The sequence below is a fragment of the Nostoc sp. TCL240-02 genome (assembly GCF_013343235.1).
In the GTDB taxonomy this organism is placed as follows: domain Bacteria; phylum Cyanobacteriota; class Cyanobacteriia; order Cyanobacteriales; family Nostocaceae; genus Nostoc.
The window spans coordinates 1,936,894-1,958,865 of record NZ_CP040094.1; the positions used below are offsets into that span (position 1 = coordinate 1,936,894).

Consider the following 21,972-nt stretch of genomic DNA (forward strand, 5'->3'; position numbering starts at 1 on the left):
TGACGATAGTAGATATTGTCAAAAGTATCCGTATACTTATTTCTCATCATGCAAACTCACATGATTAGCCCCGGACTGAATCAATTTACTCAGGTCGGCAACGGCGCTAGCATACTGAGGATCGGCTAATGTCCCCAAGGTTCGATTTTCTACTAATGCTTGCTGTTGTGCCTCGCTTAACTCCACGTTAATATCTGGTGCAATGCCGATATGATTGATATCTCGACCTTTGGGTGTGTAGTATTTGGCGATCGTTAGTTTTAGCCCTGAACCATCGTCCAGTGGCTCTACAGCCTGAACTAAACCTTTCCCGAAGGTGCGAGTCCCTACTAACGTGGCGCGCTTATCATCTTGCAGCGCTCCCGACAGAATTTCGCTGGCGCTAGCAGATCCTTTATCGACCAGTATCACTAAAGGTTTGTTGGTAAGAGGATGTCCCGACGCATTGTAGCTATCTTTAACTTGGTCTCGATTTACCAAAGACACGATCGCTCCTTGCTTTAACCACATACTGGCAATTTGCAAACTCGCATCCAGCAGTCCACCTGGATCGGAACGCAGATCCAAAACATAGCCCTGCACCTGTTGTTTTTCTAGTGCTTCAATTGCCCGATGCATCTGGGCAGGTGCAGTTTGCGTAAACTCTGGTAAACGAATGTAACCAATCTTACCCACTGCCGTTGTTTGGGTGTTGTAAGTTACAGGATGGATGGCAATATTGGCGCGGGTAAGTTGAAAAGTTTGGGATTGGCTACCCCGTTTAATCGTGAGTACTACTTTGGTTCCCACCGGGCCAAGAATCCGCTTAACGGCATCCTCTATTTTCATTCCCTGAGTGATTTGACCGTTAATTTGGACAATTAAATCACCCGGCAAAATACCCGCTTTAAAAGCAGGCGTTCCTTCAATTGGGGCAATAACAGTTAAAGCTTTAGTCTTTTCATTCTCTGCCAGTTCCAGCCCTACACCACTGAGGTTGCCAGAAATATCGCTATTTAGGGCTTTAAATTCCTGGGGGTCGTAAAACTCCGTGTAGCGATCGCCTAATTTAGCCACCATTTCTTGAATTGCACCATAAGCCTCTTTCTTAGAACTATAGGAGCGGCTAAGATACTGCTGTCGAATTGCTTTCCAATCTTGATGGTTAAAGTTGGCATCAACATAATTTTTATCTAGGATTTGCCACACCTCATCTACTAGCTTTTGAGGGGTAGTTTGAGTTTTACCTAGAACTTTAGAAGTGTAGAGACTAGTTCCTGCCAGGATTGCGGCAATAACGGCTAGTTCTATCCTGACGATCGATTTTTGCTTGAACATACTTTAACTATTAAAGAATAATACAGATACAATTCATTCTGTAGCTTGTTTTTCAGAAAGGGTATTCTGACTCCCGAATTCTGTTTGAGAAAACTACTACGAATTATCTTGAGATTACCCTTTACGGCGGGGATAGGCAGCCTTAAAAATATCCTGAATTTTAGTCTTTTGTTCAGCCGTGAGATTCAGACTGAACACTGCTTTACGCATTTTTTCACCTTGTTGCAATTTCGTTGACAATTCCTTTACCTGATCTGGGGTCAAAACTGCCTCAACTTGTTGGCGAATTGCTTCGCGCTTCTGGGCGCGTTCCGGCGTATTCGCTCCAGGAGAGCTTGGTGCAGAAGTGTTGGTGTCAGACACCTTTGTCCCAGAGTTGTCACCTTGAGATACATCGGGAGACTTAGAACTGGTGCAACCTGTCATCCCTCCAATGAGGATAGTTGCAAATAAAAGAGTTGGTAAAATTATCTGTTTTTTATTCATTGACTTCTCTGGTTTTTGTTGTGTGTAATACGAGTGTTCATCTGAGAGGATGTTTGAAAAGTTGCTACTTGGCTTACACCAGCTAATCTTAAAAGTTGGGATAGATTTGTGCATGAGCTAGAATTCCTAACCTGACCAGTAAAAAAGTACTCAAGTTATTGTGACTTTTTTCCTAATTTCAGAATGCTTAATCAGTCGGAACGGCTCTATTCATGCTAAAGACAGATTCGTTATATAGGAAGAAGAGTTTCATTCTAAAATTGTGAAAATACCTATGGTTTTGTTAAAAAGGCCATTGAGTTGGAACAGTTCTATGGTTCTCTTGACTTACCCATCGTTTCGTCTGTTGCTTTACCTAGAGTGGCTGTTATTAGCCACGGCAGTGTTCATGGAAGTTGTGCTGCCGTTTGAGTTGTCCTGGTCGTTGCTGTTACGAGTTGTTGCGATCACAACTTTCAGCTTGATGGGTTTGAGACTACCGATGGTGAAGCTGGAAACAAAATTATTTTATACAGTCCTAGAATTCGGTTTAATTTTGCTGCCAACAACTCAACATAGCTTATCTAGTCGCTCCGTTTTCCTACTGTGTCTAGTACTGGTGATGCGGAGTTGTCTAATATTTAAGCGATTGGGACAGTTTCTTGTCTTAGGTTTATCTCTACTTACTTATGGAACACTGGTTTTATCAAGACCGATTGTACCTGATAAGTTTATGAGAGAAAAGCTGATCGCCATGTCTTTAGATTGGCGATTAAGTAATATATTATTGTTTAGCTTAACGTTAGTATTCGCTTTATTGTTAATCAATGCTCTGCTTGCAGAGCGCCAAAGTCGAGAGCAGTTAGAAATTGCCCATCTGCAATTAGAGATCACCAATCAACAACTGTGTCAGTATGCGCTACGGATTGAAGATCAGGCAACCTTGCAGGAACGCAACCGAATTGCCCGCGAAATTCATGATGGGTTAGGACACACTTTAGTTGCCCAAACTATTCAGATTAATAACACCCTGTTGTTCTGGGAATCAAATAATGACAAAGCATTAACATTTCTCAAACAGGCAAAGGAATTGGGGGCTGAGGCGCTGCTAGAAATTCGGCGATCGCTTTCTCTTTTACGTTCAAATCCTTTGCAAGGGCAATCTCTCAAATCAGCTATTGAAAAGCTGCTGACAGATTTTCACCAAACCACAGGTATTGAACCATCCTGTAAAATTAACGTGCCGCACACTTTACCAACAGAAGTAAACACGGCCTTATACCGTATTGTGCAAGAATCGCTGACAAATATTTGCAAACACGCTCAGGCGACAAGTGTCACCGTTGGATTACTGGCTCACGCTGGGATGATTCATCTGTCAATCGAAGATAATGGAAAAGGATTTAACCCCACTCAAAATACAACTGGATTTGGGCTACAAGGGATGCGAGAACGGGCGGTTGCACTGGGCGCTCAGTTAAATCTCCAAAGTCAACTAGGAACAGGTTGCTGTATTTCTGTTTGTTTGCCACTATCAAAGTTGTTGGTGTTTTAGCTTATGATTCAGATTTTATTAGTTGACGATCAGCATCTTATTCGTCAGGGACTTAAGAGTATGCTTGAGTCGAATGCAGAGATTCAGGTAATCGGTGAGGCGGAGAATGGGCAAAGGGCACTCGAACAAATTCCCGCATTACAACCTGATATCGTGCTAATGGATGTTCGAATGCCTGTAATGGATGGAGTTGCCACAACAAAGGCGATCGCTCAACAATATCCTAATATTAAGGTTCTCGTCCTGACCACCTTTGACGATGATGAATATGTTTTCCAGGCGATGCGGGTGGGTGCAAAGGGCTATTTGCTCAAGGATACCGAACCTGATGAACTAATGTTGGCAATTCGATCCGTCTATAAGGGACAAACTCTACTCGGCCCAGGATTGTTTGAGAAAGCACTCATACCGATTCCCGTAACTGTGCCATCTGTGGAACCCCCTCCAGAATTGGCGCAACTCACACCCAGAGAATTAGATGTGTTGCGGTTAATTGCTTCTGGAGCTAATAACCGTGAAATTGCTGAATCGCTGTTTCTTTCAGAAAACACTGTTAAAAATTATGTTACCAATATTCTGAGTCGGTTGAGTTTGCGCGATCGCACTCAAGCCGCTTTATTTGCCCATTCGTTGTTTAGTGGACTTAAATAAATAAGTTGGCTTGCTCATAAATGACTGGTAAGCTAATCGTCATTTAAGCTGCAACATAGTTTATATTTACCTTATTTTTGATTTTCCGATGTCTCGATTTGCATCCTTTGAGTGATTAGGAACCTCTTTTTCTTTTTCTCACTCCACTGCTCTTAGTGCATCAAAAAAGCCCATCAAGGTGTTACGCAAGTTTTTCACAACTTTAGTGACCTTGCACTGGAAACGAAAATCTTTGATTAATCTCTCAAAATTAAATAACTGGAGTTTAGACTAAAGATAAGCGATCGGGAAATAACACGTAGGAAATTATGGCTAAAAATTTGACATAGCAGGTCAGATAAAAAGTGCCTGAAAAGAAAAAGCGGTCAGCTATGTTGAACTGATCGCAAATAGGTCAATGCTGATAAAAGGAAAAATCTTAACAGCTTGACCATGACATTAGAAAAGCTTAAACAATTTCGCACAGATGTGTATACTATCCTCGGTAAAGCCAAAGATGCGTTATTTGAACCTATCCCACTAATGCCAGATTGTAGTAATCTATTTTTTGGCAAGAGGTTGGGTGTATTAGTGATGGCTGGACGTTTTGAGGGATTGAGCGACCTAGAATGGAAGCTATTTGAGGATATATTTCCTAAGCAGGCATCCAAACGTGGTAAAGGAATGCCTCATGCACCGTATCGCTATGTATTAAATAGTCTGTTATACATTCTAATAACTGGATGTCGATGGTGTGACCTTCCACGAGGGGATATATGGGCATCGAAAAGCTCATCCCATCGATGGTTAAAGCGATGGCGTTTTGATGGGACATTTGAATATATACAAGGACGTGTATTAGCGATCGCTAATGAGAAGGGGCTTATAAACTGGGACTTTGGAGCTGTTGACGGCTCTTTTTCCCCCGCTCAATGGCTACGGTGTATACACAAGTCTGAAAATAGCTGAATAACACAGGTTTTACCCCACCCTAACCCTCCCCTTATAAAGCTACGGTGTACACACAAGTCTTGAAATCCCACCTAAAACTTGGTTTCGTTGCCTTAACCTTAAAATTAGCGGGATAAATGGAGTTTCTAGTCGTCCAAAATTTGGGTATTTACGAGGCTAAAAGGGTTGAAACCTTTGCGGACTATACTTGTGTGTACACCGTAGCGCTCAATGGGAGGAGGTGAAGAAGTTGCGTATGGAGGGAAAGGGAAAGGTGTTCTTATCCACACACTTACCGAAGGTGGTGGAATAAACTAAAGCTAATTGCACTACCCCAGCCAATGGCAACGAGAAAGAACAAGTAATACCTCTACTCGATAAAGTTAAACTTAAAACATTGAAACGTGGCAGACCACGTAAGCGAATCAAAGTACTAGCTGCTGATAAAGATTACGACTCGAAACAAAAACGCGCTGACCTGCGGAAACGAGGTATTCGTCCTCAAATCCCGAAACGAGTTTGGAAGACCAATCAAAATCTCTGTTCCTAGATTTCAGCAAGAGCGGTGTTTTGCTTGGTATCAGCGCAAATACCGCCGTCTTGTTGTTAGATGGAAACGTCAAAAAGTTTACTTCGATGCATTCATTGACCTTGCTACAATCCACATCTGGATTAACAAAATATTATTAGTGGGATAGGTTCGAGTATGTCCAATCATTCTACCCAACAGTGCCAGAAATTGACAGTAGAGCTTGCCTATATTTCGCTCGTTAATTTCGATTCCACGTTCATTGAGTAAGTGTTGAATCTCAACTAACTGTCGATTCTCATGTTCATGTTGTCAGCCAACAAATGCCAGGATATCCAAACCATAAGTACTGTGGGGCAATCTATATGCTATATCCTAGCTAACTTTCAAAACGATATCTAAATCTAAAATAAGCTCATTCCGCTTTAAACCGAGTTTATCTATAACCTTCTCTCTTATTGAGCTATACAACTCTTCATTTAGAGCAGCACTATATAATACTGTTATAATCTTGCTATCAAGCATCGAAACAGAAAACTTTCCTGTAAACAATCTTTCCACCTCTTGTTTTGTTTTGAGTATGATGCCCACAGTTGACATAACCGATAAGCTATTTACCACGCCCACCTGGACATTAATTATATGCAGGGAGTGAGTTAATTTATCGTACAATTCAACCCTCATATCGTCATTTGGCAAGTCCCTGAAAGTATTGATCGTTTTTTTCACAAGAGATAGTTGATCATCAGTAATATTCTTCTCGAACACGCTGAATACAACATCCTCTAAGGTGAAAGTATTGTTATGAGGAGTATACTCATTAAACTGAAATACACGGCTTTGCCATGTTAGCTGTCCCAAAGTATCTGTATAGAATCCATACCACTTCTCGGTGTTGTCTATTCGTGAGTACTTCTTATCTGCCGCGAGCTGTGCTAGAAGAATTGAATTTAAAATATCGCACCGTTGCAGATATGGCACAGTCGAAGCGAATGATAATAGATTTCCCGCATTAACAAATCCAGCTTCTAGTAACACTTCGTTTTTGTAATTCATGAATAATTCCTTCGCTAGAAAGGTGGTTATGCTGACGGCATTGACGCTTGTTAACCTCTAGTGGTGGAGGATCTGCTGAAATATGTGCAAAGACAGCGAGACAGAGATGTGCAGCGTTCTGCGCTAAACAAAGAAGCATACAGATACACGATCTCTGCCTGGCATTACACGATTAAGTTAAATCTCGATGTCTTTGATGTATTGGCTGGCCCTATCGCCTAATTTCTTGATAACCTCCGCCCTAACTCGGCTATAGACATCTTCATTTAGTACAGCCTTTTGAGAACTTTGAAAGAGTTTTGTAGAGACATTTGACCAACTAAACCACAAGAACCTTGTTACATGTTTGTCTGCCCTAAACTCTAAGGCAGACATTGCCATTACTAATTGCCCATCATCTTCACCAACTGGGAGAACTTGAAAGGTTCCTAAATTTTCAGGAAAGCTTTGCTGCTCGAACAGAGTGAGAGATCCTTCGTTTTTAGGGTTATTTTTGAGTGCGTTAAGAGATGTCACTAATATATCCATCTCATTGCCAGTAGCTATAGCTTTTAGAATCTCGATAATAGCGTCCGCAACTAAGAAAGAGCTACCGGAAGGTGAATACTCCCTATAGGCAAACGCAGGTACAACCCAACCGACTTGTGCGAGAACAGATGTATAAAATTCGTACCACTGCCTTGTCTGCTTAAAACGATCATATTTCTTAGTAGCGGCTAATTGCGCCAGCAACGTGGAGTTTAGTACATCACTTTTGTGCTCTTGTGTCAATCCTGATACAAATGAAACAAGGCTTCCAGCATTAGCAGCAGCACCTGGAGTATCGTTCTGGAAAGCAAGAGACTCTGAGCGAAAGACTTTAGGCAGTTTAGAATCGACTTCTGGAAGTTCAAGTTCCGAAATATATTCTTTAATCCGGTCAACGACCTGTTGTTTACTCATTTTAATGTCTTATTACAAAGATTTGGCTTTGAACGTCATGAGGTAAATGCTATTGAGACACACCCATAAATGTTTAAAAAACCAAACATCCTGTTGGATTTTAAATCATTTTGGATTAGAGATGATTGTGATAACTCATTGCCTAGAACCTCAGATAAAACCTAATTGAAGGAACAAAAAATACCGATTTTGTAACGGTTATAAAAAACTGAAAAATCGGCTATTTGTCTGATACTAAATATCTTTCATCTTTTGGTTATACACATCCATTATGATAAGTTTTAAGACTTATCCCTCTAACGAAAGTTAGAGAAAACTAAGATTTAATCTTCAACCAAAGTTAGAGAAAACCAAGCCAAAAGTGTAGTGTTGGGCTGTATCTAGCGAGACTGGAATTATGGGTAAAAACCAATGCCGCGCAATAAAGGTGAATGGTCGCACTTACTCTAAACCCTTTTCCTACAAGGGTTTAGAGCTTTATATTCTTTGCTGTTTCTTAATTACTGCTAATTGACTCTTACTACCTTCCAGGCTGACTGATTGCCAATCCAATAACAGGAAAACATGGACTGTTATTAACTATAAGATTACTGCAACTGCGGAGTATCACGAAGTTCTGACTATTGAAATAGATATGTAGGTGGATGCCTAAGCCAGGAAGTCACCTACAAGCAGCATAAGCACCGTGTCCAATTAAAAGCGGCTACTTTTTGGCATTCAGCCGCAGATTAACCCAACAAGAGCGATCGCTGCTTGGGCGGAAAACATATTTATCAATTTATATAAATTAAACTGTTCAGTTTGCCCTTGGTTGCAGCTACTTTCACACTACCCCGGGTTGCCTTGCGTGTCGTTACATCCGCCACGGCCCCAACGAATCCCGCCAAATCCGTTGCCAGTGCCGTCGATCTTCTCCATAAAAGTTGTACCCGAGATCCGTAGCTTGAGCGTTCCATGCCCCCACGGTTGTCCGCGAACGTCGGCCCACTCCCCATCAATGATATTGCCGTTTCGCGTACCTTTGAACACGTTCGTCCAGGAACGACCGTCGTCACCGCTCATTCCGACCCACCAAATGGTACTGCCGATGGCATGAAGGTGGTATGTGCCCCCATCATTCGCCTTCCAAACTCCGCTAACATACTTCGGCGAGGCACATTGCGCGTGTATAGGCGCTGCGGACGCAGCAAGCATCACAAGACCTGCCAATGCGATGCTTGTTGGAACAAAGTTTTTCATACGAACCTCCCTGCTGAAATGCACATGTTACGAAGCTCCCTTCCATTGAAGAGAGCGAAAGAATCGCGTTTTAACAACAAAGTACGTTCGAGTACCGCTTATACTTGAACCATACGTCGCCATCTCTCAGAATTGCTGCTCATGTACTGCCTTTCCCCGCCCAACTATTTCTTATACAGGAAGTTTCCGTATAATCACCCTTTATGGTAAGATTATATAGAATTTTTCCGACATCGAAACTGCGAGTGCATAAAATGAAAGAGCCATTACGTGTAATTACTGCCTATATATATTGATCTAACGCGATCGCTTTTTTGGCATTGAGCCGACAACCTTGTAATTTGGGTTTCTTGAGAGAATGTACTCTACTAATAACAAATAAGCCTGCCTTGAGATCACAACAGACACTAGATAAGTTTGTAATTAATTTAGCTTTACATTACTGAGATAAAAAGACCGTGTAAAAGTGGTCAATTTCCAGCTACAAATGTATTTTTGTAATTAATTACATTTGTATTAATACTATTTTGTGCATTTGTAAATTTGTAATTTAGGGATTAAGCTTGGTATTGTTAGTTTCTGGAATTTGTCATAACCTAATGAATTACATTTTTACAAAAACACATTTATGAAAATTGCAGTTTTGAACCAGAAGGGGGCAGTGGCAAGACCACAGTATCTATCCATTTGGCTCATGCTTTTTCTATGAGAGGGTATCGAGTATTACTAGTTGATACTGACCCTCAAGGCTCAACCCGTGACTGGGCAGCAGCACGTAATGGTGAGGCTCCATTTAGCGTTATTGGTTTGGATCGTCCTATCTTGCACAAAGAATTGCCCAAACTAGCGCAGGGGTATGATTTTGTTTTCATTGATGGTGCGCCAAGAGTTTCTGACTTAACCAGATCAGCAATCATGGCAGTGGATTTTGTGCTGGTTCCTGTGCAACTATCTCCTTTGGATGTGTGGGCAGTGCATGAGGTAGTAGAACTGGTACAAGAGGCCACTATATATAAGCCAGACCTAACAGCAGCATTTCTAATCAACAGAAAGATAGTGAACACTGCTCTTGGGCGAGAAGTAACTGAAGTTTTAGGAGAATACCCCTTTCCAGTCCTAAAAGCACAGATAAGTCAAAGGGTAGCATTTGCTGAGTGTTTGAACATTGGGAGTACTGTTTTGGAGGCTGCCCCGAAAAGTGCTGCCAGCGATGAAGTACGAGCTGTTGTTGAGGAAATATTAGAAGCAAGAGAGGAAACGAATCATGGCAGAAGTTAAAAAATCACAAAAACTAAGCTTGAGAGCTGATTCGTAAAGAAAATCTAAAGAAAACTGAATCCGGTTTTGTTCAGGTTATAGGCTAAGTCGAGTGTAATTTATGTTGTAGTCGATGAGCCGTCTACCTGCGATTGAAAATCCACAGCGTAAACCCTACCCAAGTGATTTAAGCGATGCCGAATGGTTAATTATCAAGCCCTTTCTACCAAAACCTAAAGGGTTTGGGCATCCTGTAGAAGTAGATTTACGAGAAATTTTGAATGCTATTTTCTATGTGCAACGTACCGGGTGTCAGTGGGAAATGCTACCCCATGATCTTCCACCTTACACAACAGTATACGGCTACTTTCAGAAATGGCAGCGCAAAGGAATATGGCAGAAAATTCACGACCAAGTGCGCCATCAACTGCGACAAGATTTGGGCAGAGACGAACACTCTAGCGTTGCGATCGCCGATTCTCAGTCAGTGAAGACAACGGAAAAAAAGGGGAAGTCTACGGTTTCGATGGTGGTAAGAAAGTTAAAGGCCGTAAGCGACATATAGTTGTGGATTCTCAAGGTTTGTTGATTGGCGTTTTAGTGACTGAAGCTAATGCGTCGGAACGTTTGGGGGCTGTGGTTGTACTCCATGAATCGGCTCAGGAATTGTCTAAATTGGAAGTTGTTTGGGTAGATCAAGGCTATTCTGGTGAAAACTTTGCTCAAGCTGTCAAGCAAGTTTGCGGAGAACAGGTTCGTGTTGAGGTGATTGAGAGAATATCGAAAACATTTGAACGATTACCCAAGCGGTGGATTGTGGAAAGGACATTCGGCTGGCTCAATCGATTTCGGCGTTTGAGCAAGGATTATGAGTTGTACACAGAGATCAGTGAAGCCATGATTTACGGCTCATTGATTCGTCTGATGGTAAAACGAATGGCAGCTTAATCTTTTGTTTACGAATCAGCTCTGAGGCCAGGTGTTCAGAAAACGCCTGTAAAAGATGAAGCAGCAGCGTGGGTGGAAAGTCGTAATGGTGCTGAAACGCCTAGTACTACAGGGACAGAAGAAGTTAACAACGGCAAAAGCAAGCTAGTTACTTTTGAAGTCACTGAAGCCCAGCACCAGGAGATTAAAATCCGTGCTACCAAAAAAGGCATCACCATTAAGGAATATATGATTGCTCTAGTTGAGGAGGAGCTAAAAAGCTAATGCAATAAATTACATTATTACACTTGTATTTATTTACATAATTACATTATTACATCTGTTTGGAGATTTCAGACGCAGTTGGCTCTTATTGGGGTTTGAGTTATGAGTGATTTAACGGTTAATGATGGTTCATATCAGCAGTTGTTAGATCGCATTGGTGAGTGTTTGGCGTTGGGGCGACAACGGGCTTTTGAGCAGGTTAATTCAGTTTTAGTAGAAACTTACTGGCAGATTGGGCGTTATATTGTCGAGTTTGAGCAAGCGGGCAAGGAACGGGCAGAATATGGCAGTAAGTTGTTACAGATGCTTTCACGAGATTTGAAAGCGGCGTATGGTAAGGGGTTTAGCCGTTCTAATTTGCAGTATATGCGTCTGTTTTATTAGACTTGTCCGAAATATTAACTTAGGAAAAGAAAAATGGTAAAACGTTAAATTGAGCGTCTACCATTTTTCGATATTAGTTATGGTTTTTGATTATATCCAGAAATATCCCCACCGAACAAAACAAATTTTAGGGATTAGTTACGAACAGTTACAATCACTGTTGAATTGCGCGATAAAGCGTCACCAAGAGATTAAAACAAAACTCCAGAGTCGAAAAATAAGAATAAATGCGGCTGGTGGTGGACGCAAAGAATTGTTATCAACCGGAGAACAAGTATGTTTATGCCTATTTTATCTCAGACAGATGCCAACTTTTCTTGTATTAGGAATGTTATTTGGGGTATCGAAGACAGAAGCAAACGATACTTTTCATTATTGGATACCAATTTTGAGAGATATTTTACCCTCAAGTTTATTAGAGCAAGTCTCAAATAGTGAAAGTGAATTACTTGTTGTTCAGGAAGTATTAACCAATTTTAGGCTATTAGTCGATAGTCTATAACAGCCTATATATAGGCATTCCAACCAAAAAGAACAACAAAAATATTTTTCTGGCAAAAAGAAACAACATACATTAAAAAGTCTAATGGTTGGAATACCAGAAGTAAGGATATTGTGGAGGTAGAGGTGGGGGTTCCTGGGCCAACAGCAGATATAAAATTGTTTCGTCAATCTCAGCCAAAATTTGATACATCTCAACCTTTTTCAGGTGATAAAGGATTTCAAGGTGGCGAAAACATCACTACGCCTCATAAAAGAAAACCGAAACGAGAACTGACTCAACAGCAAAAAGATGAAAACAAAGCTTTGTCCAGTAATCGGATATTTATTGAGCATTTAATCTGCTTGCTCAAAATATTCCGGATTTCCTCACACAGGTTTCGGTTAAATCTTGAGACTTATGAGCAGATTATATTAACAGTTTGTGGGTTAGTTAGGCTAAGAATCGGCAGCTTAATTTTGCCAAGTTAGCTACTAAGAATAGCCAGAAAAATATCAAAAAAGTGAGTTATTTTTTATGCCTCTAAACTAACAGTAACTATCTCAAAGTATTATTACTGCGTTTTTACGCAAATATCAAAGTTTTGCCTCAAAGCTTTGAACAGTCTGGCTTTGGAGTTTTCGGACAAGTCTATTTGAACTATGAGAATTGCCAAACACTGTCTGGCAAATTGAGTTGGTCGCACTATACGGAGCTTTTAGCTATTTCCGATGATTTGGCGCGGTCATTTTATGAGCAGCAGTGCATCCAAGATCGCTGGAGTGTGCGGGAGTTGAAACGCCAGAAGGATTCGGCTTTGTTTGAGCGGGTGGCGTTGAGTAAGGATCGGGCGGAGATTTTGACACTGGCTAAGGATGGGCAACGGATCGAGTCGGCGCGGGATGTGGTCAAAGATCCTTATGTGTTCGAGTTTTTGGATTTACCAGACCGTAATTATCGTGAGAGTGAGTTAGAAAATCGTTTAATTGCTGAGTTGGAGAAGTTTCTACTTGAGTTGGGCAAGGGGTTTGCATTTATTGGGCAGCAATACCGAATTACGTTAAACAACACGCATTTTTTTGTGGATTTGGTGTTTTATCATCGCATTCTCAAGTGTTTTGTCTTAATCGATCTGAAGACGCAAGCGGTGAGTCATCAGAATATTGGACAGATGAATATGTATCTAAATTATTTTCGCGCTGAGGAGAATATGAAGGATGACAACGAGCCGATAGGGATTGTGTTGGCGCCAGATAAGGATGAGATTTTAGTTGAGTATGCGACGGGTGGTATTTCTAATCAGCTTTTTGTATCGAGATATCAACTTTATTTGCCAGATCCGGAGGTTTTAAAGCAGGAGTTAAGGCGGCTTTTGGAGGTAAATGATGGCTGATGTTCCCTGCCCCCTCTCAAGAGATGTCGCCAAACTACACATTTACCGACATCTCAGAGCGTAGGATAATGAGAAAACCCGCCACAGGGACGGGCTGAGGTGTTTGATAGTGGGGTAACAGAATTTTCCACACTATGTATAATTGATCAATTTTTCATTAAATCTCTTAAGTGTCTTAACTGTCCTTGTGTCCCATTTTTCTTAGTGATAAGTTAAAAAAAATTGTTGAAGACAGAAGACTCCTTGAAAATGGAAGAGAAGACTACAGTATGGCAAACACTAAGATGTGGAAGGTTACGGTAAGAACGGCAGTAGTGGCAGGATGTGCCGCAGTGTTCGCACTGGGCGGCGCGGCTAATCCCACGAACGCCCAGACTCCCAAGACTCCACCAACAGTAGTTCAAGGCAATCAAGCCAAGGGAAGCAACGAAGTGTCCTTTGCAACATGTCCTGTAGGAACCACACTCATCGGTGGTGGGTATCAAATTGTGCCAAATGTCCAACTTAATTTTAATAACCAGGTTATAGCCGTGAGCGACATCGTTAGAATAAACGCTCCTAGTCTGTCTCGTCCCAATACATGGGCAGCGCAGGTAAATACCGGAATTGCTATATCGTATGCCCTCTGTTCAAATAACTAGTGAGCTACTCCAGGACAGAAAGTAATTTTCAGTATAAACACTGCGTTTAGGGTTCTTTAAGCCTAATTATTGTGCTAGACCCCACAACCCCAAATAACACCTCGTAGAAACCTCGTATGGCACGAGGTTTGTTTTTTTGGGATTGGGTGCGATCACACTTGATCAGGCTAATCTGAGATTGAATGCTTTACTGTAGGCACTTTTAATCCCATAAACGGAAACGGAAATCCTGCTTTTTGTTCGCCTGGTTTGCATTCAATACATGGTTCTCTCTGACATCCACCGATACAGTTGGCGGGCTGTACATAGAATAATGATGCAAATGTTAAACAGACTGAAAGAAGAAAAGCTAAAAACAGTTTTCGCATTCTCAACATTTTACAAATCACCCCAATCAAAATTCAGGAAGCGTCGAGCGTTAAGCTTGGTATATTTTTCAGTGTGTTTGATATCGCGGTGTCCCAGGAAGTCTTGGATTTCCCTAGTGTTATACCCCTGATTCACCAGATAGTACCCGCAGGCATGACGCATCATGTGACAGTGAACTTTGATATCAAGCCCAGCCTGTGCCGCCAATCGCCCAAGCAGCTTTCGCACCGCATCAGTAGACATCACCTCACCGCGTTCGGAAACGAAAATGTATTTGCTATCAGGTAACATCTCTCTGAGTTCTTTGAGCAAAACCAATTCATCATCTCTCAAGGGATGCACCCCTGAGTCACTGCCCTTTTCCCTGGTGATGAAAATCTGACGTTAGCCCCACATGACCGCATCCCAGCGCAAACCGCACTTAGCCCCTACAGCTTCCCCCACCCTCAGACCGTGGCGAAACATGAGCAACATCAGTGTATAATCACGGTGGGAATAACGAGCTTTACGATCAAGCGCAGCATCAAGAATACTTCGCACCTCGCTTGGTGTCAGGTATTCTCTAGACCTGTAATGCTTGTTGGGTAGACGAACTGGGGGCGGTAGCCTCATTTACTCTTGCTGGTAGTGTCCGGTGTACACGGTCTATTATGGACAGTCTACTACGCCAAGAACCCTATTATTTCGTTGATAGTCGCGCCACTCAAGAGTTATTGCAAATTATTCTCAATTGAGCTTTGATCAATGGGCTATTGGGTAAATTTATTTAACTGCTCTTATTGATTAGGATTTTGTGGAATCAAGACGAGTAGCGTCTAGTTACCTCTTTTTGTTGCTTCCAAATATCGAATTCACAAGGGAAGACTCGAATTCCCATCCGATGTGGAATTTTTTTTCCCAAAACGTTGCCTCATACCCATACCAAAACCAAACGCCGTCAATGAACCCAGAATAGTCATTGGTTCGGGAACTGATGTTACAGGGACAACGGATGTAGATGCAGATGCACCTAAAAAAAACTGTCGCAAATCACTTCTAAGAATTCCCTGACCAGTTGTAGGAACAACAATTGGTGGCCCATCAGATGGAAGAGAACCTGCTGGATAATAAAATGACAAATCAAAGTCTGATGGACTTTGTTCGAGAAAACGCGAACCTAAAATGAAGGCTACGCAGTTAATAGTCAGTCCACAAGCACCTACACCGTCAGATTCTAAACCGACAACAACATCACCAGAAGAACCTTGAATAACTTCAGAGGTTGGTATGCCTGTTTCTGTCTGAGGTGTTCCATCAATTTTAATGTTGTAGTCTCTAATTGCGTCTCTATACAGTCCCTTGAGTGGGTCTGGATTACTATCTGGTATGGAATCATCAAAAAGTATACTACCTGTGGTTCCTCTTCCACTAAAGTTGAAGCTGAAGAGAGCAGCTTGAGCCGAAGGTGTGTTAACTAGTCCTAATGTAATTAATGTGACGCTAGCAGCACTAAATAGTGACTTGATTGTAAAGCCCATAGAACATAGCCCTTATAGAGGCAGTAATAACCTATCTCGAAATGATACGTTCTCCCTTGGCTTTTGATTGCAATCGTACAGAAACTTTAACTAATGTCAAACTGGGTTTCTCCAGAACGAATCGCAGGGATCATTCTGAATAATGGAACCAATCAAGAAAGTACCATTGTCCATAAAAAAACCCTCGTTCAGTCCAAATTGCAGGCACGAGATAGCAGCAATAATCAACCTAGCGCAATCTCTAATGACTAGAAATCAAATCAGAATAACATTGATAGTGATAAATGTGCTGAATAAGACAAATCACACAACCTGATCGTATTTTATATCTGGTTATAGAGCATTTCTCTGTCGAGTTAGACACAGCAATTCCACTCCAAACCCCCTCTTCTCAAGCGATGAGGGGGCTACGATGTACCTTGTATGATTAGGAAACGCAGGAAACGCTATTTTTAGAAGAATTTGTACTATCTTGCCCCTGGTGTCAGAGGAACTATATCTACGCGAACGACCCACGCTCAACGACCCGACCAGCGAGGGGTCATGCTTGCAACCACAGCGCGATGGTCGGGTTCGCTGCTGTGCTTCTTTAGGCGTTAACTTTGGACTTGCCAGCCGCGAGCGCCTGCACATCGTCGGTGGTGAGAGCCGCGCCACCCACTCCCCAGTCGCCGCTCTTGACCTCTTCGATCACAACCCACGTCACTGGACGCAGGTTCTCACCTTCGATTGACACCATCACGTCAGTTGGCATTGGGGCGAATTAATTTCTGCGATCACAAATCAGTAATCAGAGGATGAGGCGATCGGCGATAATCTGCTGCTACCCCTGTACAATTCACCACTCGCCGAACGTGCAAGAGGTCTATTGAATTTGCCAATTGTCTATTTGTGACGATGAAGGAGAATATAACTGGAAGCACAGATGAAAAGGTGAATCAGATTGAGTACGAGTAATTTTGGTTTTCCATACCAACTATTGCTGATATTCCTCAAGGGCAGTATTTGTTGTGAGTGGGTTATGCTGACGAGGATAAAAGCAAGATTCAATTAGAGAATCAGTAATTTGTTTGTCAAAAGCAGCTGTTGATGGGGTGTGAGTTACTAAATCGTGAAGTACATATTCGGAAAAGTGACGCAATAGTGTTTCTCGATCAAAAAACTCAATAGGATAGCTAACTGTTGCTTTACCTGCCATACATATTAGTGGCATATAGTCAATATATTTAAGAATATTTGCTTCATATTGTTCGGAAATAATTTCCCAGGTGGCATAAATTTCAAATGCTGCTTTAGCAGTCTTTTTTTTGCCTTTTTTGTGGGGATTTTCCGATGATAACTGTCGATACTTCAGTGCGGGAATAAATTGGTCTTTGAGGATTACTTGTTTAAAACTTTGAGTGTAATAATACCAAAATAATAAATCTGAACCAATTTGAAACTTCTCGGCATTATATATTGCTAAAAAATGGATATCTTTAAGTAGTTTGATAATATTAAGTGCTGTGACATTTTTGGTAGATACTACTGTTTCATAACAATCTACCTGCCAGTATTGGAATTCTTCATAGCTGTCAGTCAACTCAATTTCTAAATACTTGGTTAATTCTGGTGAAGGTAGGGGCTGATTATTGGTAGTTGGTAAGGCAAAGTATTTAGGAGATATGCGTTGGGAAAATTTAGTATTGTCTTCTTTAATTCCCAATTCTTATACTAAAAAGGCGATTAATTCGGATTTAACCAAATGTCCAGGATGAATTTGTTGAGTATTCGTGTGATTTTTTGGGAATGATTGAGTTTCTACCCACAAGTAAAAAGACCCTGACTGGATAAAGTCAGTTTCCTCGTTTGGTATCCAGGTGCCATGAAGTATTCTCATTGTTGTGATGTCTCTGGATTGTTCGGAAATTCACGCGCCTTAGAATTACTTTAGCAAACAGAGGTGCTAGAATTATCGGGAGCATCCAGTTTTGGAAGATTTAGCATTTGTGGGAAAATATAAAAGGAAATAACCCTGTGCGATCGCTGACTATGAGCCAACAGAAACAAGAACGGATCAAAGCGTGCTTACAAGAACTGTCAACATTGCTGTACTCGGAAGCTGATAAAAGTCAGTTAATAGACCTCGAAGGTATAGAAAAAACAGTTCGTAGTCAAATATTGGAATATGTCGGCCCAGAAATGGCCCTTTTTTTATCGAACAAACAACAAAAACAAAAATCGGTAAAACTAGGAAAATCAAAAGCTTGGTTGGGGAACTGAAATTAAAAGCTAAACAGATACAGAGACTGGGTTTGAAGCCAAGGAGTCGATTAAGTCCATGACTTCAAAAGTGCTGTTTGAGGCTATCAGCTAATGAATCATACCAAAAAGCAGAAATCGAAATTGAGGCATTGACAGGAGTGAAGGTTGGTCATACAACGCAACAAAATCTAGTTCTCAAGCAAGATTTTCAACTACCCGTAGCATTACAACCTGTATCAGAAGTGAGTGTGGCGGAAAAGTTCGACTACGAGGGAAACCTCAAGTAGGTTGTCACTGGCGAGACTATAAAACCGTTCGTCTGCAAGGGATTTACTATGGTGCATTCTTTGATGACAACCAATCATTAATTGATTACGTCAATAGCCAATGTTTGGTGAATCCACTTGTTTGCTTGGGAGATGGCCATGATGGAGTTTGGAATTTAGTTAAAGAGTTTGGAACTGAACAATTTGAACGTTGGGAAATTTTGGATTGGTATCACCTCAAGGAAAATCTTTATAAAATTGGTGGTTCTTTAAAGCGTCTCAAAGCTGCTGAGAGTTTATTGTGGCAAGGTCAGATAGAGCCAATTCAGGCTTTATTTAATAATTGCCGAGGCAAACAAGTTAAGAAGTTTATCGCTTATCTCCAAAAGCATCGCTCTGGCATTATTAACTACAGCTATTACCAAACTGAACAACTGTGTTCTATTGGTTCTGGATCTGTTGAGTCTGCTATTAAACAGATTGGAGCAAGGATTAAAATTTCCGGCGCACAGTGGAATGTTGAAAGCGTCAACCAAATCCTTTCCGTTCGTTGTGCTTATCTCAATGGTTTGCTTCTTGCTATTTAAGTCTTTCTGCCTAAACTGGATGCTCCCCTTCTATTTCTGTGCGTTCTTTTATTGCTTCTTGAATTTCTCGCAAATATATATCACTTTGTTCTGTCACCATTATCTTTAATAGTTCTTCCTCTTTACCTTTAAGCTTCGAGCGGCGATCTCCTCCTTGTGGTCTGGCAGTTATCTCCCCTGTCTCTCGATACCGACGCAAGAAGTCACGGATGAATGATAAACTAACTTTAAATCGTTTTGCTAATTCTCTTTGCGTGCCTTCTTTGTTTGACCATGCACTTAATATCTTCTTTCGTAAGTCGATTGAATATGCTGCCATTTCTTAATAATCTTCTTTTTTACATCTTTAAAGTAAAGTTTACGATATTTGTAGTGGATTTGATCTCAAATTGCTGTAAGTGGGAAAAATGTATATTTTAAAACATTTCATTAGAGACGGCAGTAATGACGGGAGCATCCCAGTTTTTTGCAAAGAAGACGAAAATCAGTCAGGATAGGTAAGACGAGTGTATTTACTTACCGATGACCCCAGAACAAAAGCAAGCTCTTCAAAAACATATTCAGGCGATTGCTAAAATATTGTATGAAGATACGTCAAAAGAAAAGCTCACAAATCTTGCAGCAATTGAAGAAGCAGTGCGGAGTCAAATGCAGAAGCATGTTATGCCAGAAGTAGGGGTTTTTTTATCGAAACGATTACAGGGACAACCGCAGGATACCAACGACGGCTCAAAAGCATTCTTGGAGAGTTAGCAATAACGAGCAAACAAGCCATTGAATTAGAAGTCGCACCAAGTACTCAACTGAGTCCATATCTAGAAACTTGTTGTTTGAGGGTAAGTGCGAATGTCAGCTATGAAGATGCGGCATCAGACATCAAGTATTTTACGGGCATAGAGGTTTCTCACAGCAGTCAACAGAGATTAGTGCATCGCCAGAATTTTGAGTTGCCAACACCAGAACAGACAATTGAAGAATTAAGCGTCGATGGTGGAAACATCCGTGTCCGAACTCCTAAAGGTCAAATATGTGCATGGCTTGGCTATAAAGCAATTAGCTTACATCATCTCGGAATCTTGGGAACTTCATTTCAGAATAATCAGATTGTGATTGATTGGGTTAATGACCAACCACTGGCTAGCCCACTCACTTGTATTGGTGATGGACATGACGGCATTTGGAATATAATTGACCAATTAGCACCTGATGCACAACGTCGAGAAATACTTGATTGGTTCCATTTAATAGAAAACCTCCACAAAGTTGGGGGTTCACAAAAACGCTTGAAACAAGCACAAAATCTACTATGGAAAGGCCAAGTTGAGGCTACTATTGCCTTATTTACAGATTGTAAAGGCAAACAAGTACAAAACTTTTGCCGTTATCTTGATAAGCATCGCAATCGCATTATCAACTACGAATATTATCAAGCTGAAGAAATTTGTTCAATTGGTTCAGGTTCAGTTGAATCTGCCGTTAAACAGGTTGACCGTCGAACAAAAATTTCCGGGGCACAATGGAAACGAGAAAATGTGCCTCAAGTCCTAGCCCATCGCTGTGCTTACCTCAATGGATTATTGTCAGTTTGAGCCACTTTAAAAAGTGAGATGCTCCCGTAATGACGGCAGTATGACGGTCATAGTGCCGTCAAAAACGAAATTTTTCTGGGATTTTGTAAATCTTCTAATGGTAAAATTGACGGCCTACACGGCAAGGGTAAAAGCTCAAATCAGCCGTCTGAAAATAAGTGTACTTACTAGCCTTATTTAGGCTATTGTTGATTTGAGAAAATTGGCTGTTTTCGACTTAAGTAAAAATACTCAGTGAGTCCGAAAAAGAATTTGAGCAAGGACGTGAAGTATTTTTGAAAAAGCAAGATAAATCAATTCCAAATTCACGCATTCCAAATTGGAGAAGTGCGATCGCTCGTAGTCATGCCAAGAATTGAGATTGGGGATTTGGGTTTTGGTAGTTATAGTCTGGTAGTTACGATGAATTTGGTATTCATGATGATTAATAGACCTCTTGCAAAAATATTTTATGGTATGATGTTGGATTTTGTCGCTTGAATCAATACTACTTATGCGATATGAGCAAACAAAAAAGTTATCGAATCGGCAGTTCAAACGTTTGGTCGGGGTGCAACGACGTACTTTCGATGAGATGGTTAAGGTGTTAGAACATACAACCAGTTTTAAGCAAACACGAGGTTATCCGAACAAGCTAGGCTTGGAAGACCAAGCTTTGGTTTGCCTACAGTATTGGAGAGAATATCGGACTTACTTCCAGATTGCTAGTGACTGGCAAGTATCCTAAATCTTCGGTTTGCCGCATAGTACATTGGGTTGAAAGCACATTAATCAGTTCTGGAAAATTCCGTTTAGAAGGAAAAAAGTCCTTGTTGATCTCATCACAGAAACCAAAAACAGCTGTGATGGATGTAACAGAGAGTCAAATTGAACGTCCGAAACACGGGCAAAAACGCTTTTATAGTGGTAAACAAAAACGGCATACTCTCAAATCTCAATTGATAATTGACCTAACAACCCAAGAAATTCGTTGTATTGTAAACGGTTCTGGTCGCAAACATGACTACAAACTATTTCTATTTATAGAGAGTAAGGTTCGTTTTCACTCCGAAACCGAAAGCTTAGAAGACAGTGGCTACCAAGGAATTTCTAAACTACACACTAATAGTCACTTACCTCAAAAGAAAACTAAAGGAGGTAAGTTAACCAAGGAACAAAAGCGATCCAACCGCGCTTTAGCGAGTTGTCGAGTAGTGATTGAACTTGTTTTTCGGCGTTTAAAAGTTTTTCTGATTTTAAGTCAGCGCTACCGCAATCGTAGAAAACGTAATGGAAGAGCGCTGTCATTTAATTGCTGGGATTTATAATTACGAAATTCAAAAAGAAGCCTAAATTTCTTTTGGATTTA

Annotated in this window: 25 protein-coding genes and 2 pseudogenes; 16 read left to right on the forward strand and 11 right to left on the reverse strand. The window is 41.0% G+C overall.

The genetic code is table 11. From position 1 onward, the window contains the following. Positions 1-36: 36 nt before the first annotated feature. Together FBB35_RS08275 and FBB35_RS08280 are read right to left on the reverse strand one after the other, a co-directional pair. Positions 37-1,317, reverse strand: a complete 1,281-nt coding sequence (locus tag FBB35_RS08275) for a S41 family peptidase (RefSeq protein WP_174709256.1) — start codon at positions 1,315-1,317, stop codon at positions 37-39. Positions 1,318-1,431: 114 nt separating this feature from the next. Next, the gene (locus FBB35_RS08280) at positions 1,432-1,803 is read right to left on the reverse strand and encodes a hypothetical protein (protein ID WP_174709257.1); all 372 of its coding nucleotides are present in this window, start codon (positions 1,801-1,803) and stop codon (positions 1,432-1,434) included. A 313-nt stretch (positions 1,804-2,116) separates the two neighbouring features. Between FBB35_RS08280 and FBB35_RS08285 the strand changes: the two genes are divergently transcribed. The 4 genes from FBB35_RS08285 (at position 2,117) to FBB35_RS08300 (ending at position 5,468) form a co-directional block, all read left to right on the forward strand. Next, on the forward strand, positions 2,117-3,337 hold the full coding sequence (locus FBB35_RS08285) for a sensor histidine kinase (protein ID WP_254625858.1): 1,221 nt from the start codon (positions 2,117-2,119) through the stop codon (positions 3,335-3,337). Positions 3,338-3,340: 3 nt separating this feature from the next. Next, the gene (locus tag FBB35_RS08290; protein WP_174709259.1) at positions 3,341-3,988 is read left to right on the forward strand and encodes a response regulator transcription factor; all 648 of its coding nucleotides are present in this window, start codon (positions 3,341-3,343) and stop codon (positions 3,986-3,988) included. A 432-nt stretch (positions 3,989-4,420) separates the two neighbouring features. Beyond that, positions 4,421-4,936: a transposase gene (locus FBB35_RS08295; protein ID WP_217481699.1), complete on the forward strand. Its 516-nt coding sequence runs from the start codon at positions 4,421-4,423 to the stop codon at positions 4,934-4,936. Between the two features lie 346 nt (positions 4,937-5,282). Further along, positions 5,283-5,468, forward strand: coding sequence for a hypothetical protein (locus tag FBB35_RS08300; RefSeq protein ID WP_368041841.1), 186 nt, complete (start codon positions 5,283-5,285; stop codon positions 5,466-5,468). Between the two features lie 354 nt (positions 5,469-5,822). On the opposite strand, the gene FBB35_RS08305 is transcribed toward FBB35_RS08300, so the two are convergent. From FBB35_RS08305 to FBB35_RS35415, 3 genes are all read right to left on the reverse strand, one after another. After that, the gene (locus FBB35_RS08305) at positions 5,823-6,503 is read right to left on the reverse strand and encodes a hypothetical protein (protein ID WP_174709083.1); all 681 of its coding nucleotides are present in this window, start codon (positions 6,501-6,503) and stop codon (positions 5,823-5,825) included. 177 nt (positions 6,504-6,680) lie between these two features. Further along, positions 6,681-7,445, reverse strand: a complete 765-nt coding sequence (locus FBB35_RS08310; protein WP_174709084.1) for a hypothetical protein — start codon at positions 7,443-7,445, stop codon at positions 6,681-6,683. 853 nt (positions 7,446-8,298) lie between these two features. Beyond that, complete coding sequence (locus FBB35_RS35415) at positions 8,299-8,433, reverse strand: hypothetical protein (protein ID WP_302480959.1); 135 nt, start codon at positions 8,431-8,433, stop codon at positions 8,299-8,301. Between the two features lie 938 nt (positions 8,434-9,371). On the opposite strand from FBB35_RS35415, the gene parA reads away from it, so the two are divergent. The 8 genes from parA to FBB35_RS08345 all read left to right on the forward strand — a co-directional run bounded on the left by parA (position 9,372) and on the right by FBB35_RS08345 (position 14,052). Next, entirely contained in the window at positions 9,372-9,962 is a 591-nt protein-coding gene (gene parA / locus FBB35_RS08315; protein ID WP_254625859.1) for a ParA family partition ATPase, read from the forward strand. A 112-nt stretch (positions 9,963-10,074) separates the two neighbouring features. After that, a protein-coding gene (locus FBB35_RS08320; RefSeq protein WP_174708067.1) for an IS5 family transposase occupies positions 10,075-10,889 on the forward strand; the annotation gives its coding sequence in 2 pieces (ribosomal slippage) (positions 10,075-10,441 and positions 10,441-10,889; 816 coding nt in all). A 72-nt stretch (positions 10,890-10,961) separates the two neighbouring features. After that, on the forward strand, positions 10,962-11,153 hold the full coding sequence (locus FBB35_RS08325) for a hypothetical protein (protein ID WP_254625860.1): 192 nt from the start codon (positions 10,962-10,964) through the stop codon (positions 11,151-11,153). A gap of 102 nt (positions 11,154-11,255) precedes the next feature. After that, positions 11,256-11,537 carry a DUF1016 N-terminal domain-containing protein gene (locus FBB35_RS08330; RefSeq protein ID WP_174709261.1) on the forward strand — a complete coding sequence of 94 codons (282 nt, stop codon included), beginning with the start codon at positions 11,256-11,258 and terminating at the stop codon, positions 11,535-11,537. A 79-nt stretch (positions 11,538-11,616) separates the two neighbouring features. Then, the gene (locus FBB35_RS34445) at positions 11,617-12,039 is read left to right on the forward strand and encodes a transposase family protein (protein WP_254625861.1); all 423 of its coding nucleotides are present in this window, start codon (positions 11,617-11,619) and stop codon (positions 12,037-12,039) included. Positions 12,040-12,152: 113 nt separating this feature from the next. Next, entirely contained in the window at positions 12,153-12,509 is a 357-nt protein-coding gene (locus tag FBB35_RS34450; RefSeq protein WP_254625862.1) for a transposase family protein, read from the forward strand. Between the two features lie 113 nt (positions 12,510-12,622). Beyond that, positions 12,623-13,411 (forward strand): YhcG family protein, encoded by a 789-nt coding sequence (locus tag FBB35_RS08340; RefSeq protein WP_254625863.1) that lies wholly within the window; start codon positions 12,623-12,625, stop codon positions 13,409-13,411. A 269-nt stretch (positions 13,412-13,680) separates the two neighbouring features. After that, positions 13,681-14,052: a hypothetical protein gene (locus tag FBB35_RS08345; RefSeq protein ID WP_174709262.1), complete on the forward strand. Its 372-nt coding sequence runs from the start codon at positions 13,681-13,683 to the stop codon at positions 14,050-14,052. Positions 14,053-14,430: 378 nt separating this feature from the next. On the opposite strand, the gene FBB35_RS34455 is transcribed toward FBB35_RS08345, so the two are convergent. The 3 genes from FBB35_RS34455 to FBB35_RS08355 all read right to left on the reverse strand — a co-directional run bounded on the left by FBB35_RS34455 (position 14,431) and on the right by FBB35_RS08355 (position 15,938). Further along, positions 14,431-14,799, reverse strand: a complete 369-nt coding sequence (locus FBB35_RS34455; RefSeq protein WP_368041842.1) for a tyrosine-type recombinase/integrase — start codon at positions 14,797-14,799, stop codon at positions 14,431-14,433. 6 nt (positions 14,800-14,805) lie between these two features. Continuing rightward, the gene (locus tag FBB35_RS34460; RefSeq protein ID WP_254625865.1) at positions 14,806-15,033 is read right to left on the reverse strand and encodes a hypothetical protein; all 228 of its coding nucleotides are present in this window, start codon (positions 15,031-15,033) and stop codon (positions 14,806-14,808) included. A gap of 239 nt (positions 15,034-15,272) precedes the next feature. Next, on the reverse strand, positions 15,273-15,938 hold the full coding sequence (locus FBB35_RS08355) for a PEP-CTERM sorting domain-containing protein (RefSeq protein WP_174709263.1): 666 nt from the start codon (positions 15,936-15,938) through the stop codon (positions 15,273-15,275). Positions 15,939-16,031: 93 nt separating this feature from the next. On the opposite strand from FBB35_RS08355, the gene FBB35_RS08360 reads away from it, so the two are divergent. Then, positions 16,032-16,190, forward strand: coding sequence for a hypothetical protein (locus tag FBB35_RS08360; protein WP_174709264.1), 159 nt, complete (start codon positions 16,032-16,034; stop codon positions 16,188-16,190). A gap of 337 nt (positions 16,191-16,527) precedes the next feature. On the opposite strand, the gene FBB35_RS08365 is transcribed toward FBB35_RS08360, so the two are convergent. Together FBB35_RS08365 and FBB35_RS08370 are read right to left on the reverse strand one after the other, a co-directional pair. Then, entirely contained in the window at positions 16,528-16,692 is a 165-nt protein-coding gene (locus FBB35_RS08365; protein WP_174709265.1) for a tautomerase family protein, read from the reverse strand. A 222-nt stretch (positions 16,693-16,914) separates the two neighbouring features. Further along, positions 16,915-17,643, reverse strand: coding sequence for a hypothetical protein (locus FBB35_RS08370; protein ID WP_174709266.1), 729 nt, complete (start codon positions 17,641-17,643; stop codon positions 16,915-16,917). A gap of 326 nt (positions 17,644-17,969) precedes the next feature. On the opposite strand from FBB35_RS08370, the pseudogene FBB35_RS08375 reads away from it, so the two are divergent. After that, positions 17,970-19,035 (forward strand): annotated as a pseudogene (locus tag FBB35_RS08375) (ISKra4 family transposase). A 10-nt stretch (positions 19,036-19,045) separates the two neighbouring features. Here the strand turns inward: FBB35_RS08375 and FBB35_RS08380 are convergent. Next, complete coding sequence (locus FBB35_RS08380) at positions 19,046-19,354, reverse strand: helix-turn-helix domain-containing protein (protein WP_174709267.1); 309 nt, start codon at positions 19,352-19,354, stop codon at positions 19,046-19,048. A gap of 203 nt (positions 19,355-19,557) precedes the next feature. Between FBB35_RS08380 and FBB35_RS08385 the strand changes: the two genes are divergently transcribed. Continuing rightward, positions 19,558-20,624 (forward strand): ISKra4 family transposase gene (locus FBB35_RS08385; protein ID WP_174708235.1). Its coding sequence is split into 2 segments (ribosomal slippage): positions 19,558-19,714 and positions 19,714-20,624, totalling 1,068 coding nucleotides; the frame shifts between segments, so codons are not numbered across the junction. A 493-nt stretch (positions 20,625-21,117) separates the two neighbouring features. Continuing rightward, positions 21,118-21,956, forward strand: a pseudogene (locus FBB35_RS08390) (IS5 family transposase). Positions 21,957-21,972: the final 16 nt, after the last annotated feature.

Coding starts and splice junctions, on each gene's coding strand:
- FBB35_RS08295 (WP_217481699.1), top strand. CDS start 4,421: ATGACATTAGAAAAGCTTAAACAATTTCGCACAGATGTGTATACTATC.
- FBB35_RS08365 (WP_174709265.1), bottom strand. CDS start 16,692: ATGCCAACTGACGTGATGGTGTCAATCGAAGGTGAGAACCTGCGTCCA.
- FBB35_RS08275 (WP_174709256.1), bottom strand. CDS start 1,317: ATGTTCAAGCAAAAATCGATCGTCAGGATAGAACTAGCCGTTATTGCC.
- FBB35_RS08310 (WP_174709084.1), bottom strand. CDS start 7,445: ATGAGTAAACAACAGGTCGTTGACCGGATTAAAGAATATATTTCGGAA.
- FBB35_RS08360 (WP_174709264.1), top strand. CDS start 16,032: ATGTCAAACTGGGTTTCTCCAGAACGAATCGCAGGGATCATTCTGAAT.
- FBB35_RS08280 (WP_174709257.1), bottom strand. CDS start 1,803: ATGAATAAAAAACAGATAATTTTACCAACTCTTTTATTTGCAACTATC.
- FBB35_RS34460 (WP_254625865.1), bottom strand. CDS start 15,033: ATGAGGCTACCGCCCCCAGTTCGTCTACCCAACAAGCATTACAGGTCT.
- FBB35_RS08330 (WP_174709261.1), top strand. CDS start 11,256: ATGAGTGATTTAACGGTTAATGATGGTTCATATCAGCAGTTGTTAGAT.
- FBB35_RS08285 (WP_254625858.1), top strand. CDS start 2,117: ATGGTTCTCTTGACTTACCCATCGTTTCGTCTGTTGCTTTACCTAGAG.
- FBB35_RS34445 (WP_254625861.1), top strand. CDS start 11,617: ATGGTTTTTGATTATATCCAGAAATATCCCCACCGAACAAAACAAATT.
- FBB35_RS08290 (WP_174709259.1), top strand. CDS start 3,341: ATGATTCAGATTTTATTAGTTGACGATCAGCATCTTATTCGTCAGGGA.
- FBB35_RS08380 (WP_174709267.1), bottom strand. CDS start 19,354: ATGGCAGCATATTCAATCGACTTACGAAAGAAGATATTAAGTGCATGG.
- FBB35_RS08355 (WP_174709263.1), bottom strand. CDS start 15,938: ATGGGCTTTACAATCAAGTCACTATTTAGTGCTGCTAGCGTCACATTA.
- FBB35_RS08345 (WP_174709262.1), top strand. CDS start 13,681: ATGGCAAACACTAAGATGTGGAAGGTTACGGTAAGAACGGCAGTAGTG.
- FBB35_RS08305 (WP_174709083.1), bottom strand. CDS start 6,503: ATGAATTACAAAAACGAAGTGTTACTAGAAGCTGGATTTGTTAATGCG.